This window comes from Nocardioides sp. SR21, from assembly GCF_022761125.1.
Taxonomy (GTDB): domain Bacteria; phylum Actinomycetota; class Actinomycetes; order Propionibacteriales; family Nocardioidaceae; genus Nocardioides.
In genome coordinates this window covers 251,938-265,615 of sequence record NZ_JAKWJR010000002.1, presented here as the reverse complement: position 1 = coordinate 265,615, position 13,678 = coordinate 251,938, and the positions used below count along the sequence as shown (strand labels likewise).

Here is a 13,678-nt window from a genome sequence, read left to right as displayed (position 1 = left end):
GCTTCTTCTCCTGGTTAGCGGGCTCGGGCGAGCACGAGTCGGGCCTGGCGGATGACGGCTTCGTCGACGAACTGGCCGCGGTCGTCGACGGCCACGCCGGCGCCGTCCCGCTCCCACTTCTCGACCAGCGCCCGGCTGCGGTTGACCTGCTCCTCCGAGGGCGTGAAGACCTCGTTGGCGATCGCGACCTGGGCCGGGTGGATGCAGGCGCGGCCGACGAACCCGAGCCGGGCCAGCGCCTCCGTCGACGCGCGGAACGCGTCGAGGTCGCGGAAGTTCGTCGACACCGGAGCGATCGGCGGCGCGATGCCGGCCGCCGTCGACGCGAGCACGACGTGCGAGCGGACATGGAGCAGCTCGCGCTCGTCGTCTCCCGGCGTGACACCGATGTCGGCACGCAGGTCGGCCTCGCCGATCTGCAGGCGCTGCACGCGCGGCGCCCGGGCGATCTCGACGGCGTTGAGCACGGCGGACGCGCTCTCCAGGAGGGGTACGACGGCGGCGGTGCTGCCCAGCGACGTCAGCAGCCGGTCGAGCTCGACCAGCTCCTGCGCGGTCTCGGCCTTCGCGACCATGACGCCGGTCAGGGCCGGGGCGTCGGCGATCGCGCGGACGTCGGTCGCCCGCAGGTCGCCGGTGTTGAGGCGCACCCAGACGCCGACGTTCGCGAGGATCGGCAGGTCGTGCAGCCAGACCCGGACCAGGTCGCGCGCGGCGTCCTTGGCACCCGGTGCGACGGCGTCCTCGAGGTCGACGATGATCTCGTCGGCGCCACGGTCCAGCGCCTTGGCCAGCTTGTCGGAGGCGTCTCCGGGCACGTAGAGCGCGGAGCGCGCGAGCATGTCAGCCAACCTTCGTCTCCCCCTTGATCAGCGACTTCGCGACGACGGTGCGCAGGATGTCGTTGGTGCCCTCGCCGATGCTCATCAGGATCGAGTCGCGGTAGAGCCGCTCGACCTCGAACTCGGTGGAGTAGCCGTAGCCGCCGTGCACCTTCATCGAGTCGATCGCGGCCTGCAGCGCGACCTCGGAGCAGAAGATCTTCGCCATGCCGGTCTCGCCGTCCGCGCGACCGCGGCGTACGGCGTCGGCCGCCCAGTAGGCCATCAGCCGGGCGGCCTGCACCTGGGTGCCGAGCTCGCCGAGCTTGAGCTGGATCGCCTGGAAGTCGGAGATCGGCTGGCCGAACGCCTTGCGCTGCTGGGCGTAGGCCAGCGCTTCGTCGTGCGCGCGCTGCGCGATGCCGACCGAGCGGGCCGCGATGTTGACCCGGCCCCACTCGAGCGCGGACAGCACCTGCTGCATGCCCCTGCCCTCGACGCCGCCGACGAGGTTCTCCACCGGGACGCGGACGTCGGTGAGCGCGATCTCGCAGGACTCGGTGCCCTTGTAGCCGAGCTTCGGGATGTCCTTGGTGACCTCGTAGCCCGGGGTGTCGGACTCGATGAGCAGCACGCTCATCCCCTTGTGCGCGGGAGACGCGGACGGGTCGGTCTTCACCAGCACCGGGAGGGGCGAGGCGTAGCGGGCGTTGGTGATCCACATCTTCGCGCCGTTGACGACGTAGTGGTCGCCCTCGAGCCGGGCGGTGGTGCGGATGCCCTGGAGGTCGGTGCCGGCGTCCGGCTCGGTGAGGCCGATGCCGCTGCGCCGCTCGCCGGTGGCGAGCTCCGGGAGGTAGCGCTGCTTCTGGTCCTCGGTGCCGTGCATCGCGATCAGCCGGCAGGCCAGCGAGTGGCTGCCGAGGATGCCCGCGACACCCATCCAGCCGCGGGCGATCTCCTCGAAGACCAGCGCGAACGCGACCGGGTCGAGGTCGAGGCCGCCGTACTCCTCGGGGACGGTGATGCCGAAGAGGCCCATCTCCTTCATGCCGTCGACGATCTCGGTCGGGTAGCGCCCGGCCTGCTCCCACTCGCGCGCGACCGGGACGATCTCCTTGTCCACGAACGTGCGCAGCAGTGCCTTGAACTCGCGCTGGTCCTCGTCGAGCTGGAAGTCCATCAATTCTCCTGTGGTGTGAAGACGGGCCGGAAGACTGGCAGCGCCCGGCCGTCGTCGAGCGGTTGCCATGACACGGTCACCGGGTCGCCGATCCGGACGGCGTGCGGGTCGTCGGTGACGATGTTGCTGAGGAGGATCACGCCCTCGGGGAGGCGGACCCGGGCGACGACGTACGGCGCCTCGTGGTCGGCGTCCGGCGCGCGCATCACGACGGTGCAGGCGTCGACGACGCCGGTGCCGTCACTGTCGTGGTGGCCGAGCGTGTCGGTGCGGCCGCAGCCGGTGCAGAGCGTGCGCGGCGGGTGCTGGGCGTGACCGCAGTCACCGCAGACCTGGACGACGAGCCGGTGCTCGCGGGTCGCCTCCCACCAGGTGCGGGTCGCCTCGTCGGGCTCCGCCACGTTCTTGGGAGCATCGTTCATCGGTCCACCCCCAGCAGGACGGTCGCGTGCGTCGAGAGGATGCCGCCGGTGCCGTGCGCCAGCGCGACCTCGGCGTCGGCAACCTGGCGGTCGCCGCACTCGCCGCGCAGCTGGCGGACCGCCTCGACGAGCAGCAGCACGCCGAACTGGCCGGGATGGCAGTACGACAGCCCGCCGCCCGAGGTGTTGAGCGGGAGCCCGCGGCTGCGCACGAGGTCGCCGGCCTCACCCGGCGCGCAGAAGCCGAGCGCCTCGAGGCTGAGCAGGACGGTGATCGTGAAGGAGTCGTAGAGCTGGGCGACGTCGACGTCGGCGGGGGTCAGCCCGGCGCGCGCGAACGCGGCGGCGCCGGACGCGACGGCGCCGGTGACCGTGAGGTCGTCGACCGCGGTCATCGAGGCGTTGGTGGTGCTCTCGCCGTACCCGAGCACGAGTACCGGCGGCTTCGGCAGGTCGCGGGCGCGCTCGAGCGAGGTGAGCACGATCGCTCCCCCGCCGTCGGTGACCAGGCAGCAGTCGGCGACGGTGAGCGGGGTCGACAGCGGCTTCGCGCCGAGCACGTCGTCGACGGTCAGCGGGCCGGCGTCGTACCGGAACGCACGGGGGTTCAGAAGAGCCTGCTCGCGCGCGGCGACCGCGACCTCGGCGAGGTCCTCGCGGGAGGCGCCGTACTTGTGGAGGTACTGCCCGGCCGCCATCGCGTAGTACGACGCCGGGTAGAGCGGGCCGTACGGCTGCTCGAACTGCGCCTCGGGCGTGTGCGCCTCGTAGACGCCGCCGAGCGAGCGCGACTTCGCCGAGCGCTGGTTGGAGGCGTAGGAGATCACCACGGTGTGGCACTGTCCTGCCTCGATCGCCTGCGCGGCGCGGGCCACGAACATCTCGTAGGCGCTGCCGCCCGCGAACGTCGAGTCCGTCCAGGCCGGCTGGATGCCGAGGTGCTCGGCGAGCGAGGTCGCCGAGAACCGCGCGACGCTGGTGGTCGCGATGCCGTCGACGTCGGCCAGCGAGAGCCCGGCGTCGGCCAGCGCCCGGGTGATCGCCTGGGTCTGCAGGCCCAGGATCGACAGCCCGGTCGAGCCGAGGTCGCACTCCGCGGCGCCGACGATCGCGACGGTCATGAGGCGCTCCTCGCGGGGTGCGGAATCACCGGTGCACCGGTGATTCCGTCACTTATCGGGCGTTGCAACACCCAGGAAGTGCCAGCACTGCCCGAACAGTAGGGCGCGTGGGACGTCCGCGACAGGGCCATCACGCGCCCGGCCCGTCAGCGCGACCCAGCAGTACGACGGCCCGGCACGGCGCGGCGGCGGCGCGGCCGTCGGTGCCGTCCTCGGCGACCACGACCACCGTCATCTCGGCCTCGAGCCGGTCGGCCGACACCGCGGTGACCGTCCCGGAGCACCGCAGCGTCTCCCCCGCGAACACCAGGTTGCGGAAGCTGAACTCCAGCTCGCGCACGAACGACTGCGGGCCGAGCCAGTCCTGGAGCATCTCCACGAGGAGAGCGCCGTACACCTGACCGTCGACGATCGGGCCGGGCAGCTTCTTCTCGGCGACGTAGGCCTGGTCGTAGTGCAGCTTGTGCCAGTCCCAGGTGGCGCCGGCGTACGCGACCATGTCGGTCAGGCCGATGGTGCGCTCCAGCGGCGCGATCGCGTCGCCGACCGAGATCGTGGCGTGGTCGATGGCGGTCACTCCTTCTCCAACCCGACGAAGATGATCGTCTCGGCGTTCTCCGCCAGCAGCTCGTCGTCCTGGTTCGTGTACGTCGCGGTCGAGGCGATGATGAGCATCTCGTTGCCCGACCCGGTGACCTTCTCGGTCACCGAGGTGATCCGCCACGTCGCGGTCACGACGTCCTCCGGCCGGATCCGGCGGTGGAAGGTGTACCTGTTGCCGCCGCGCACCTGCCGGGTGCCCGGGATGTCGAGCCCCCACGTGTGGCCGGCGTAGCCCTCGGGGTCCATCGGCAGCGCGGCGTACTGGTTGGTCTCGCAGATCAGTGTCAGCGGTGCGGTGACGCCGGCGAGACCCTGAGCCCGGGCGTACGCCGGGTCGGAGTACAGCGGGTTGTCGTCGCCGATCGCGAGCCCGAAGTACCGACCGGCGGCGGCACCGAACGGCTCGGGGGCGGTGTAGACCTTGGTCTGCCCCTCGAGCGCGCGCACCTCGTCGGTCAGCAACGTCACGGACGCACCGCCAGCGGGAACACCTCGAAGAGGAACTCCGGCCGCAGCAGGACCGCGCAGCCGGCGACCGACCCCTTCGCGTTCGGGAACAGCCGCTCGCGGACCGCGGCGATCGCGGCCGCGTCGCCGCCCGGGCAGATCAGCTCGAGCGCGTGCGCGACCTGGTCGGCCGAGAACCCGGCGGCCTCGACGACCTCCTGCACGGCGGCGTAGGTGTACTCCGCCTGCGCGACGGAGTCGTCGGGGTAGAGCGCCTCCTGGGTCTCCATGTCCAGTGCGCCGAACCCGCTCATGTAGAGCGTGTCGCCGGCGAGGACGCCCGGCATGTAGGTGAGCGTCTCGTAGCGGGTCCAGCCCGGGTTGATGTTCTTCAGCGGCAGCCGCGACGCGGTGACGTCGAGCGCGACCAGCTGGCCGGGTCGGTGCAGTCGCGACATCAGGATGCCGCCGGCGCCCGGGAAGGTGCCCGCGCCGCCGAGGCGGTTCTTCCGCTCCCGGTGCGTACGCCGGTAGACGTCGCGCGTCTCGGGCGTGGAGTAGTCGAACGTCGTGACCGCGGCGTCGAGCGACAGCCCGACCTCGCGCAGCTGCCGGTCCGCCTCGTCGAGGCACCAGGCGTACTGCCCCACGAAGTCGCCCTCGTGGACGAGCTCGCCGCTGGCGTCGACGGGGATGATCGTCGGCAGCACGACCGACCCCTCGCCGACCGGCGGGGCGTCGTCCTCGATGCGGTAGTCCGCGCCGCCCGGCAGCCACTCGACCACGATCGTGGTGGTCGCCTCGTTGCCCGCGCGCAGCTCCTCGTAGCGGTCGAGGGCGGCGACGGCGATGTACTCCGTCGATTTCTGGGAAGTACTCAACGGTTCTCCTTGGCCAGACGGTCGGCGACCGTGATCAGGGCGGGCAGGTCGAAGGCTTCCACGGCGGCGGCCAGGTCCGCGGCCGCTTCGGCACCACCGACGTTCGCAGCCAGCTTGGCGTCCAGCGCGGCGCCGGCGCTGTGGTCGACGTGGCCGGTCAGCGTCCGGCCGTCCGCGAGCGTGACCGTGACCCGGCTCGGCGCGTCGGCGGCGACGCGAGCGTCGGGCACCTCGGTCACCTGCACGCGGGTCGCGAGCGAGCGGACCTCGGGCCGCCCGAGCGAGTCCGGCTCGTACGTCCCGACCGTGACCTCACCGTCGGTCAGCAGCGCGGCCAGGCTCCACGGGAGCGAGAACTTCGCGTCGTACGCCGTGCGCGGGTCCACCTTGTCAGGCGTGCAGACGATCGCGGCGCTGTCCGGGTGGACCTCGACCGCGACGTCCTGGACGTCGCTCACGTCGAGCGGCAGCACCTGGCGGCCGGCGTCGAGCGCGGCGTGCATCAGCTGGCAGGCCGGGTAGGGCTTGAGGGTGATCCGCGTGGTCTCCCAGCGGACGCCGAGGTCGGCGGTCACCAGCGCCGCGTCGGCGTGACCGTCCGCGAGAGCGGCGTACAGGCCGCGGTCGCCCTCGATCACGCTGTCGGGTCCGTTGGCACCGGCGGCGGCCAGACGCGCGGCGAGGATGCCGGCGTGCGAGGCCAGGCCCGGGTGCAGCTGCTTCGTGGACGAGCCGGTGGCGAGGAACTCCAGCAGCCCGCCGGCCGAGCTGCCGGCGACGCCGAGCGCGTCGACGGTCGTCGTCTGGTCGAGGCCCATCAGCCGCGCGGCGACGAGCGCGGACGAGAAGACGCCGCACGCCATCGTCGCGTGCAGCCCCCGGCCGTGGAACGCGTGCGGGGCGGCGCCGGCGATCCGGCACACCGTCTCGAAGCCGATCACGGCGGCGACCAGCGCCTCGTCCGCGTCGGCGCCGACCTGCTCCCCCACCGCGAGCACGGCAGGGAGCACCACCGCGGTGGCGTGCACGAGGCCGCCGGCGTGGGTGTCGTCGAAGTCGAGCGCATGCACCAGCGTGCCGGTCGCGAGGGCGGCGGCCGGCGCGGAGATCTTCACGCCGCGCCCGAGCAGCGTCGCCTCGGGTGGGCCGCCGAGCCCGGCAGCCACGGACATCGCGGGCTCGGCGGCGCCTCGGCGGGCCGCGGCGACGGCCGTGCCGAGCCCGTCGAGGAGGTGGCGCCGAGCGGCGACCACGACCTCGTCAGGCAGGTCCTCACGGCGCAGGCCGAGGGCCCACGCCGCGAGGTCGGAGGAGACGGTCATCCGAACGCGCCCCGGTCGGCGAGATCGGAGACGGCAGCGGAGTCGTAGCCGAGCATCTCGCCCAGGATGCGGGGCGCGTCCTCGTTGCGCAGCGGCGCGCGGCGGTACGTCGGCAGCTCGGACCCGACCCGGACCGGGGAGGCGACCTGGCGCACCGTGCCGTAGCGCGGGTGCTCGGTCTCCACCAGCAGGTTGCGGGCGATCGTGTGGGGCTCGGTCATCGCGGCGGCGACGTCGTTGATCCGTGCGGTCGGCACGGCGGCGGCCTGGAGCGGCTCGACCCACTCGGCGACGGTGCGCTGCACGAAGATCTCCTCGAGCAGCGGGATGAGGACGTCGCGGTTGCGGTCGCGGTCGGCGAACGTCGCGAACCGCTCGTCCTCGGCCCACTCCGGGCGGTCGATGACGACGGTGAGCCGCTGCCAGAACTTCTCCTTGGCGCAGCCCACGACGAACCAGCCGTCCTTGGCCTCGAACGCCTGGAACGGCACCAGCGACGGGTGCGCGGAGTGCCGGGTGCGCACCGGCGTGAAGCCGGCGTTGAGGTGCCACGCGGCCGGGTAGGTGAGCAGCCCCATCGCCGTGTCGTACAGGCTGACGTCGCAGTCCATGCCGACGCCGTCGCGGCGCGCGGCGTGGATGCCGGCGAGCAGCGAGATCGCGGCGACGAAGCCACCGCTGTAGTCGACCATCGACAGGCCGGACTTGGTCGGCGGGCCGTCCGGGTCACCGGTGAGGTCCATCCAGCCCGCGAGCGCCTGGAGCACGTAGTCGTAGCCCGGCTCCTTGCTGCGCGGTCCGGTCATGCCGAAGCCGGTCAGCGAGCAGCAGACGATCGCCGGGTTGAGGTGCTTGAGGTCGTCGTAGGTGATCTTGATCTTCGCCGGCACGTCGCCGCGCAGGTTGCTGTAGACCGCGTCGCTGACCTTCACCAGGTCCTCGAACACGCCGCGACCCGCGGTCGTCGCGAGGTCCAGCGACAGGCTGGACTTGTTGCGGTTGAACGCCTCGAAGAACAGCGAGTCCTCGCCGTCGGCGTACGGCGGGACGTAGCGGCCGACGTCGCCGCCGACGCGCGGGTCCTCGATCTTGATGATCTCGGCACCGAGGTCGGCGAGGTGCACGCTGCCGAACGGGCCGGCGCCGTACTGCTCGACGGCGACGACTCGGACGTCCTCCAACGGCTTCATGCGGTTCCTCCGGTGATTCCCTGCTGGTTGAGATGGCGAATGAGCGCGATGACCTCGCGCTGGGCTGCGCGGATCTCGTCCGGCGACAGCCCGTGCGTGGGCGGGGTGAGCTTGATGGTGTCGGCGATGCCGTCGTACGCCGCGATCGACTCCGCGACCTGGTCGCGGGTGCCGGAGAGCGTCAGCGCGTCGACCATCGCGTCCGAGACATGACCGGCGAGCTCGCCGGCCGTGGTGGCGCCCGAGAACGCGTCGATGACCTTCTGCTGGTCGTCGGCGAGGCCGTGGAAGTCGAAGAAGTCGGCATAGGTGCGGACCGTCGCGTAGAAGCCGACCATGCCGGCGCTGCGGCGGCGTGCGACCGCGGGGTCGGCGTCGACCGAGCAGCACGACGAGGTCACGACCTCGACGGCGTTCCGGGTGCGGCCGCCCTTGGCGATGCCGGCCTCGATCTCGGGCAGGATCCGCTCCTGCAGGAACCGCGGCGAGGTGAGCTCGTGGGAGATCCAGCCGTCGGCGATCTCGCCGGCGAGCCGGGTCAGCGCCGGACCCATCGCGGCGAGGTGGATCGGGATCTCGGTGCGCTGCACGGGGTACGGCCGGCGATAGCCGCGGATCTTCATCGGCTCGCGCTCGCCCGGGAGGTCGATCGGGGCACCGGTGGTGCAGTCGGCCCAGAACGCGCGGATGTTGCGGACCGTCTCGCGCAGGTGCGTGACCGGCTTGTCCCAGTCGACGTGGTGCCAGTCGACGTTGAGCTTCTGCACGCCGCTGCCGAGGCCGAGGACGAACCGTCCGCCCGAGATCTCGTCGAGGTCGAGGGCCTCGAGCGCGGTGATCATCGGGCTGCGCGGGAACGCCAGCGCGATCGCCGTACCGACCCGGGCCGTGGAGGTCGCCTGCGCGACCGCGGCCGCGCTGACCGGCGCGCTGCGGTGCAGCTCAGGCACCCAGACGGCGTCGGCGCCGGCCTCCTCGGCGGCACGCGCGGCCTCGGCGAGCTCGGCGAGCGACTCGCCCCAGGGGCCGTACGTGATGCGCAGCATCAGTCCTCCAGCGTCAGCGGGGTCTCGCCCTCGGGGAAGATCCCCTGGAGCTGCTCGGCGCCCTGCTTGTAGACGTAGAAGGTGCGCAGGAAGGAGCACACCTCCTTGCCGTCCTGGTTGAGCGTCCGGGTGCGGACCGTGACGATGCCGGCGTGCGGTCGCGACGACGACTCGCGCTTCTCCTTCACGATCGACTCGCTGAAGAGCGTGTCGCCGGCGAAGACCGGGTGGGTCATCTTGATGTCGTCCCAGCCCAGGTTCGCGAACGCGTTCTGGGTCAGGTCGGTGACGCTCTGGCCGACCGCGATCGCGACGGTCAGGGTCGAGACGACCAGCGGCTTCTTGAACTCCGACTTCGCGGCGTACTCGCTGTTGAAGTGCATCTGGTTGGTGTTCATCGTCAGCAGCGAGAACTGGATGTTGTCGGCCTCGGTGACGGTCCGCCCCAGCGGGTGCTGGTAGATGTCGCCGACGTTGAAGTCCTCGAAGAACCGTCCCTGCCAGCCGGGCTGCACGCTCATGTTTTCTCTCTCCTCATCGGGTAGCGGCACCGAGCAGGAGCTCGGCGACCGCCTCGGGCCGGGTGAGCGGCGCGTTGTGCCCCGCCTCGATCAAGACATAGGGGGTGCCGCGGTCGTCGAGCCGGGCGCGGGTGGTGGTGCACGGGACCACCGCGGGGGTGTCCGTGCAGAAGGCGTAGGTGGCCGGGACGGTCGGCGACTCGAGCGAGACCCGGTCGAGCGAGGGCGCGAACGGCGTCGGCGTCATCAGCTCGTTGGCCCAGGCCGCGGTCTCCTCGTCGAGGTCGCCCCCGGGGACCATCGGCCACGGTGGGACCAGGGCGTCACGCGGGGGCAGCGTGGCCGGGTCCGGCGGCGCCGGCGCCACGTCGACGGGACGCTCCCCCGGGTCGGGCACGGCGGCGTCCAGGTAGACCAGGTGTCGGAGCCGCTCGGGGATCCTCAGCGCGACCTCGCGCACCATGACGCCGCCCTGGCTGTGGCCGGCCAGCACCACGTCGGTGAGGTCGGCGTCGACGATCAGGTCGGTGACCTCGTCCACCCAGACCTCCAGCCCGGTCGCCGTACCGCTCAGGGTCGGCGTGCGGACCTCGTGACCGGCAGCCTCCAGCAGCGGCCGGACCCGGTCCCAGGACCAGCCGCCGCGGAACGCGCCGTGCACGAGGACGAACGTCGTCATGCCGGGGCGTTGCCTTCCTCGTCGAGGACGACCTCGAGGTACTCCCGCGGGTAGGACTCGTAGGGCTTGAGGTGCTCGTACATCGCGACCAGGTGGCCCTGGTACTCCGGGTGCTGGGTGCACTCCTCGTAGTCCGCGACCGTCTCGAAGTAGCGCAGGTGCGTGAAGTGCGTCGGGTCCTCGACGCCGCGCACCAGGCGCCGGCCGCGGTAGCCCGGGTGGTCGCGGAAGAAGCGGCCGAACTCGCCGGAGAGGGAGATGTACGCCTGCGCGTGCTCCTCGGCGTTCTCACCGTCCTTGGTCCAGGCCTGGCTGACCACCACGATCATTTTGCGTCTCCTCCGGCGGAATGCGTGACTTCGTAGATCATATATCCATATGCTCTCCGTATGAGCAGCAGCACACAGACCAAGACCATCCACGAGTTCCTGGCCGACGCCCCGAACGTCGACCGCATGGAGCTCTGGACCGCACTCTGGGGCATCCTGAGCGACGCCAAGGACAAGATCACGGCCGAGCTGGACGTCCAGCCGTACCCGTCGGGCCAGGGCCTCGAGTACTGGACCTCGGAGGACGGCGGCTACGAAGGCTCGCTGAACCCGTACGTCGGCGACGCCGACAACGGCGTCGAGTGGCTGGTGCACTCCTGGATCGGCAACCGCAAGAACTCGATCCTGGACATGAACCTGCAGGTCTGGCTCGGCCCGCACATCGACGTGCCGCACCTCGTCCTGGTCTTCGGCACCGTGCCGAACGTCTTCCACTTCTCCGACGTGGTCCCGCGCCGCGACCCGATGGTCGACGTGGACTACCTCAACAAGTACTTCGAGCCCGAGAACGGCAAGTGGCTCGACCTGCGCGGCGACGACCGGTTCATCTGGTCGGTCAGCCACGGCACCTACATGCGCGCCTTCAACTCCCCGATCGCGAACTCCTACATGGCCACCTGCTCGGACGCCGAGGCCGTCGAGCGCTTCGGCGAGGCCGTCCGTGACCGCGTCGACACCTGGCTGAAGTGGGTCCGCGAGGCCCAGCCGGTCCCGGTCGAGGAGCGCGCCGCGCTGCGCGAGCGCGACCACAAGGTCCGCGAGTACGGCTACACCCTCGACCCGATGAACGAGCTGTCGAAGAAGTTCCTCGGCGAGCAGCGCGTGAACGAGCTGGTCGCGACCCGCGCCGGCCTGGACCAGATCGCGACGCTCAAGGCCGGCTCGTGACGGTCTCCCAGATGAAGGTCTCCCAGATGAGGGTCTTGGTGATCGGTGCCGGCCTGGTCGGCACCGAGGTCGGCGCCCGGCTGAAGGCGCTCGGCCACGAGGTCGCGGGCACCACCACGACGCCGGGAAAGGTCGACGGCCTGCGCGAGCACTTCGACGAGGTCTACGTGCTGCGCGGCAGCGACAAGGAGGCGGTCGCGGCCGCCGTCGCCGGCCACGACGCGGTCGTCGTCGCCGCCGGGCCGAACGCCCAGAAGGCGATGACGCCCGAGGACCGCGCCGTTTCGTACAAGGAGATCCTGGTCGACACCGCCGAGTCGGTCGTCGCGGCCGACGGCGCGCCGTACCTCGTCGCCCTGTCGTCGCTGTCGGTGTACGGCGACGCCGCGGACCACCTCGCCGAGGTCGTCGAGGACGGTCCCGTGACCGACTCGACCGACGCGAGCCCGACGATGTTCCTGGCGATGGAGCGCACCTACCTCGCCCCGCCTGAGTCCGGGGGCGCGGGCGACCGGGCCGTCGTGTTCCGCTGCGGCGACATCTTCGGCGCGGGCGACCCGCCGATCGAGGCCAAGGTGGGCATGGCGCACCAGTACCTCGGCGGCTCCGTGCCGTTCAGCGGCGACGCGCTGTTCTACCGCCTCGCGGTCGAGGATGCGGCCGACGCGATCGTGCACGCGCTCGAGACCCGGATCACCGGGCTGCACAACCTCACGCACGCCGAGGTCCCGCCGACCAACGCGGCGCTGTTCGACGCGATCTCCGCGGCCCAGGGCCTGCCGGCGCTGGTCTACCGCGACGAGATCGCCTCCCCGAAGAGCCCGATCTCCGTGGCCAAGCTGAGCGCCACCGGCTTCACCGCGAGCCGGTCGTACGACGCCGCCACGCTGGAGGCCGGCATCAGCTGACCCGAGCTGGATCGTCCGGGGGGACGGCGAAGGCCCCGCGACCGTGTCGGTCGCGGGGCCTTCGTGCGCCTGGCGCCGACTACTTCAGCTTGAGCGTGCCCATCGCGCCCGACCCGGTCGGGACGCAGGTGATCGTGAGGGCGTAGTCCGGGATGTGCACCGACATCGAGGTCACCGAGACCGGCAGGGAGTTCTTGCGGTTCTTGACCGAGCCCTTGACCGGCGGGACACCGACCGGCTCGGTGGCGCCCGCGGTGGCGTGCCCCTTGCCCTTGAGGGTGGCCTTGGTCGAGCCGACCTTCAGCTTCAACGTCGCCTCGACGTCGTTGTCGATCGGGACCGGCGACACCCCCGGCAGGTCGGACATCGTGGCGCGCAGGGTGACCTTGGGGTCGCTCTTCTTCGCGCGCACGCCCTTGAGCTTGATGGTGGCGTCGTACTCGAACTCGTCGTCGAAGATCGTGCAGGTGAGCGGCACGGTCTTGGACACGCCGCCCTTCAGCGGCTTCGCGGCCTGGGCGACGCCGGGCGAGAGCGTGCTCGCCCCCAGGGCGAGCGCCGCCGTGGCGACGACGGCGACACAGCGCCGGGCGATGGACTGGTCCTGCAGCATCTGGTTCCTCCTCGTGGTGGTCGACGTCCCCGAGCGCGAGGATGCCCACCCCTGCGAGCGAACCAAACGTATATCTTGTGAAAATATACGAAGCCCCGCAACCGAACCGGTTGCGGGGCTTCGTGCAGCTGGGTGCTACTTCTTCAGCTTGAGCGTGCCCAGGGCACCCTGGCCCTCGACCGGGGTGCACGCGATCGTCATGCCGAGCACCGTGAGCGACACCTCGTTGACCGTGATCGGCAGCGAGTTGCTCTTGGTGCTGGCCGCGCCCTTCAGCGGGAACATCGGCGCCGGCGCGGACGCGTCGGCCTTCAGGTGACCCTTGCCCTTCAGCACGGTGGAGACCGAGCCCACGGTCAGGTCCATCTCGCCCTCGGCGTCGTAGTCCAGCGGCACCGGCGCCACGGCGGGCAGGTCGGACATGGTCGCGGTCAGCTTGACCGGCTTGGCGGACTTGCTGGCACGCACGCCGGCGACCTTGATCTTCGCGTCGTAGGTGAACGGCGAGTCGCCGAACGCGCAGGCGAGCGACACGGTGCCGGTGACGTTGCCCTTGAGCGGCTTCGGCTTGGGCTTCGCCTCCGCGCCAGGAGCGAGCAGCGCGCTGCCACCGAGGGCGAGCGCCGCGGCGGCGGTGACGGCGGCACAGCGCCGGGCGATGGACTGGTGCTTCATCTGTTCCTCCTGGTAGGTCGTGCAGTTGA

At 71.3% G+C, this 13,678-nt stretch carries 17 protein-coding genes; 2 read left to right on the top strand and 15 right to left on the bottom strand.

The genetic code is table 11. The annotated features are described in order from the left end of the window. Positions 1 to 14: 14 nt before the first annotated feature. From MJ604_RS04550 to MJ604_RS04490, 13 genes are all read right to left on the bottom strand, one after another. Positions 15 to 842, bottom strand: a complete 828-nt coding sequence (locus MJ604_RS04550; protein ID WP_243057107.1) for a CoA ester lyase — start codon at positions 840 to 842, stop codon at positions 15 to 17. 1 nt (position 843) lies between these two features. Beyond that, positions 844 to 2,004: an acyl-CoA dehydrogenase family protein gene (locus tag MJ604_RS04545; protein WP_243057106.1), complete on the bottom strand. Its 1,161-nt coding sequence runs from the start codon at positions 2,002 to 2,004 to the stop codon at positions 844 to 846. Then, complete coding sequence (locus MJ604_RS04540) at positions 2,004 to 2,426, bottom strand: Zn-ribbon domain-containing OB-fold protein (RefSeq protein ID WP_243057105.1); 423 nt, start codon at positions 2,424 to 2,426, stop codon at positions 2,004 to 2,006. Before MJ604_RS04540 ends, MJ604_RS04545 begins: the two co-directional genes overlap by 1 nt. After that, positions 2,423 to 3,547 carry an acetyl-CoA acetyltransferase gene (locus MJ604_RS04535; RefSeq protein WP_243057104.1) on the bottom strand — a complete coding sequence of 375 codons (1,125 nt, stop codon included), beginning with the start codon at positions 3,545 to 3,547 and terminating at the stop codon, positions 2,423 to 2,425. The genes MJ604_RS04540 and MJ604_RS04535 overlap by 4 nt, the downstream gene beginning before the upstream one ends. Positions 3,548 to 3,677: 130 nt before the next feature. Further along, positions 3,678 to 4,124 carry a MaoC/PaaZ C-terminal domain-containing protein gene (locus MJ604_RS04530; RefSeq protein ID WP_243057103.1) on the bottom strand — a complete coding sequence of 149 codons (447 nt, stop codon included), beginning with the start codon at positions 4,122 to 4,124 and terminating at the stop codon, positions 3,678 to 3,680. Then, positions 4,121 to 4,618: a MaoC family dehydratase N-terminal domain-containing protein gene (locus MJ604_RS04525; protein WP_243057102.1), complete on the bottom strand. Its 498-nt coding sequence runs from the start codon at positions 4,616 to 4,618 to the stop codon at positions 4,121 to 4,123. The genes MJ604_RS04530 and MJ604_RS04525 overlap by 4 nt, the downstream gene beginning before the upstream one ends. After that, positions 4,615 to 5,478 carry a RidA family protein gene (locus MJ604_RS04520; protein ID WP_243057101.1) on the bottom strand — a complete coding sequence of 288 codons (864 nt, stop codon included), beginning with the start codon at positions 5,476 to 5,478 and terminating at the stop codon, positions 4,615 to 4,617. The genes MJ604_RS04525 and MJ604_RS04520 overlap by 4 nt, the downstream gene beginning before the upstream one ends. After that, positions 5,475 to 6,800, bottom strand: coding sequence for an MmgE/PrpD family protein (locus tag MJ604_RS04515; protein ID WP_243057100.1), 1,326 nt, complete (start codon positions 6,798 to 6,800; stop codon positions 5,475 to 5,477). The genes MJ604_RS04520 and MJ604_RS04515 overlap by 4 nt, the downstream gene beginning before the upstream one ends. Then, entirely contained in the window at positions 6,797 to 7,990 is a 1,194-nt protein-coding gene (locus tag MJ604_RS04510; RefSeq protein ID WP_243057099.1) for a CaiB/BaiF CoA-transferase family protein, read from the bottom strand. The genes MJ604_RS04515 and MJ604_RS04510 overlap by 4 nt, the downstream gene beginning before the upstream one ends. After that, on the bottom strand, positions 7,987 to 9,036 hold the full coding sequence (locus tag MJ604_RS04505) for an LLM class flavin-dependent oxidoreductase (RefSeq protein WP_243057098.1): 1,050 nt from the start codon (positions 9,034 to 9,036) through the stop codon (positions 7,987 to 7,989). Before MJ604_RS04505 ends, MJ604_RS04510 begins: the two co-directional genes overlap by 4 nt. After that, entirely contained in the window at positions 9,036 to 9,557 is a 522-nt protein-coding gene (locus MJ604_RS04500; RefSeq protein WP_243057097.1) for a MaoC family dehydratase, read from the bottom strand. The genes MJ604_RS04505 and MJ604_RS04500 overlap by 1 nt, the downstream gene beginning before the upstream one ends. A gap of 13 nt (positions 9,558 to 9,570) precedes the next feature. Continuing rightward, complete coding sequence (locus MJ604_RS04495; protein ID WP_243057096.1) at positions 9,571 to 10,236, bottom strand: alpha/beta fold hydrolase; 666 nt, start codon at positions 10,234 to 10,236, stop codon at positions 9,571 to 9,573. Continuing rightward, a complete protein-coding gene (locus MJ604_RS04490; RefSeq protein ID WP_243057095.1) occupies positions 10,233 to 10,565 on the bottom strand; it encodes an antibiotic biosynthesis monooxygenase in 333 nt (110 codons plus the stop codon). The genes MJ604_RS04495 and MJ604_RS04490 overlap by 4 nt, the downstream gene beginning before the upstream one ends. A gap of 60 nt (positions 10,566 to 10,625) precedes the next feature. On the opposite strand from MJ604_RS04490, the gene MJ604_RS04485 reads away from it, so the two are divergent. Next, a complete protein-coding gene (locus MJ604_RS04485) occupies positions 10,626 to 11,453 on the top strand; it encodes a hypothetical protein (protein ID WP_243057094.1) in 828 nt (275 codons plus the stop codon). A 26-nt stretch (positions 11,454 to 11,479) separates the two neighbouring features. Beyond that, entirely contained in the window at positions 11,480 to 12,361 is an 882-nt protein-coding gene (locus MJ604_RS04480; protein WP_243057093.1) for an NAD(P)-dependent oxidoreductase, read from the top strand. A 79-nt stretch (positions 12,362 to 12,440) separates the two neighbouring features. Here the strand turns inward: MJ604_RS04480 and MJ604_RS04475 are convergent, their stop codons facing one another. Together MJ604_RS04475 and MJ604_RS04470 are read right to left on the bottom strand one after the other, a co-directional pair. Next, positions 12,441 to 12,974, bottom strand: a complete 534-nt coding sequence (locus MJ604_RS04475) for a hypothetical protein (protein ID WP_243057092.1) — start codon at positions 12,972 to 12,974, stop codon at positions 12,441 to 12,443. Positions 12,975 to 13,109: 135 nt separating this feature from the next. Next, positions 13,110 to 13,649: a hypothetical protein gene (locus MJ604_RS04470; RefSeq protein ID WP_243057091.1), complete on the bottom strand. Its 540-nt coding sequence runs from the start codon at positions 13,647 to 13,649 to the stop codon at positions 13,110 to 13,112. Positions 13,650 to 13,678 lie beyond the last annotated feature (29 nt).

What these genes read in the sequence shown, in the direction of transcription:
- MJ604_RS04550 (WP_243057107.1), bottom strand. Translation starts at nt 842, where the DNA reads ATGCTCGCGCGCTCCGCGCTCTACGTGCCCGGAGACGCCTCCGACAAG.
- MJ604_RS04545 (WP_243057106.1), bottom strand. Translation starts at nt 2,004, where the DNA reads ATGGACTTCCAGCTCGACGAGGACCAGCGCGAGTTCAAGGCACTGCTG.
- MJ604_RS04540 (WP_243057105.1), bottom strand. Translation starts at nt 2,426, where the DNA reads ATGAACGATGCTCCCAAGAACGTGGCGGAGCCCGACGAGGCGACCCGC.
- MJ604_RS04535 (WP_243057104.1), bottom strand. Translation starts at nt 3,547, where the DNA reads ATGACCGTCGCGATCGTCGGCGCCGCGGAGTGCGACCTCGGCTCGACC.
- MJ604_RS04515 (WP_243057100.1), bottom strand. Translation starts at nt 6,800, where the DNA reads ATGACCGTCTCCTCCGACCTCGCGGCGTGGGCCCTCGGCCTGCGCCGT.
- MJ604_RS04510 (WP_243057099.1), bottom strand. Translation starts at nt 7,990, where the DNA reads ATGAAGCCGTTGGAGGACGTCCGAGTCGTCGCCGTCGAGCAGTACGGC.
- MJ604_RS04505 (WP_243057098.1), bottom strand. Translation starts at nt 9,036, where the DNA reads ATGCTGCGCATCACGTACGGCCCCTGGGGCGAGTCGCTCGCCGAGCTC.
- MJ604_RS04500 (WP_243057097.1), bottom strand. Translation starts at nt 9,557, where the DNA reads ATGAGCGTGCAGCCCGGCTGGCAGGGACGGTTCTTCGAGGACTTCAAC.
- MJ604_RS04495 (WP_243057096.1), bottom strand. Translation starts at nt 10,236, where the DNA reads ATGACGACGTTCGTCCTCGTGCACGGCGCGTTCCGCGGCGGCTGGTCC.
- MJ604_RS04490 (WP_243057095.1), bottom strand. Translation starts at nt 10,565, where the DNA reads ATGATCGTGGTGGTCAGCCAGGCCTGGACCAAGGACGGTGAGAACGCC.
- MJ604_RS04485 (WP_243057094.1), top strand. Translation starts at nt 10,626, where the DNA reads ATGAGCAGCAGCACACAGACCAAGACCATCCACGAGTTCCTGGCCGAC.
- MJ604_RS04480 (WP_243057093.1), top strand. Translation starts at nt 11,480, where the DNA reads ATGAGGGTCTTGGTGATCGGTGCCGGCCTGGTCGGCACCGAGGTCGGC.
- MJ604_RS04475 (WP_243057092.1), bottom strand. Translation starts at nt 12,974, where the DNA reads ATGCTGCAGGACCAGTCCATCGCCCGGCGCTGTGTCGCCGTCGTCGCC.
- MJ604_RS04470 (WP_243057091.1), bottom strand. Translation starts at nt 13,649, where the DNA reads ATGAAGCACCAGTCCATCGCCCGGCGCTGTGCCGCCGTCACCGCCGCC.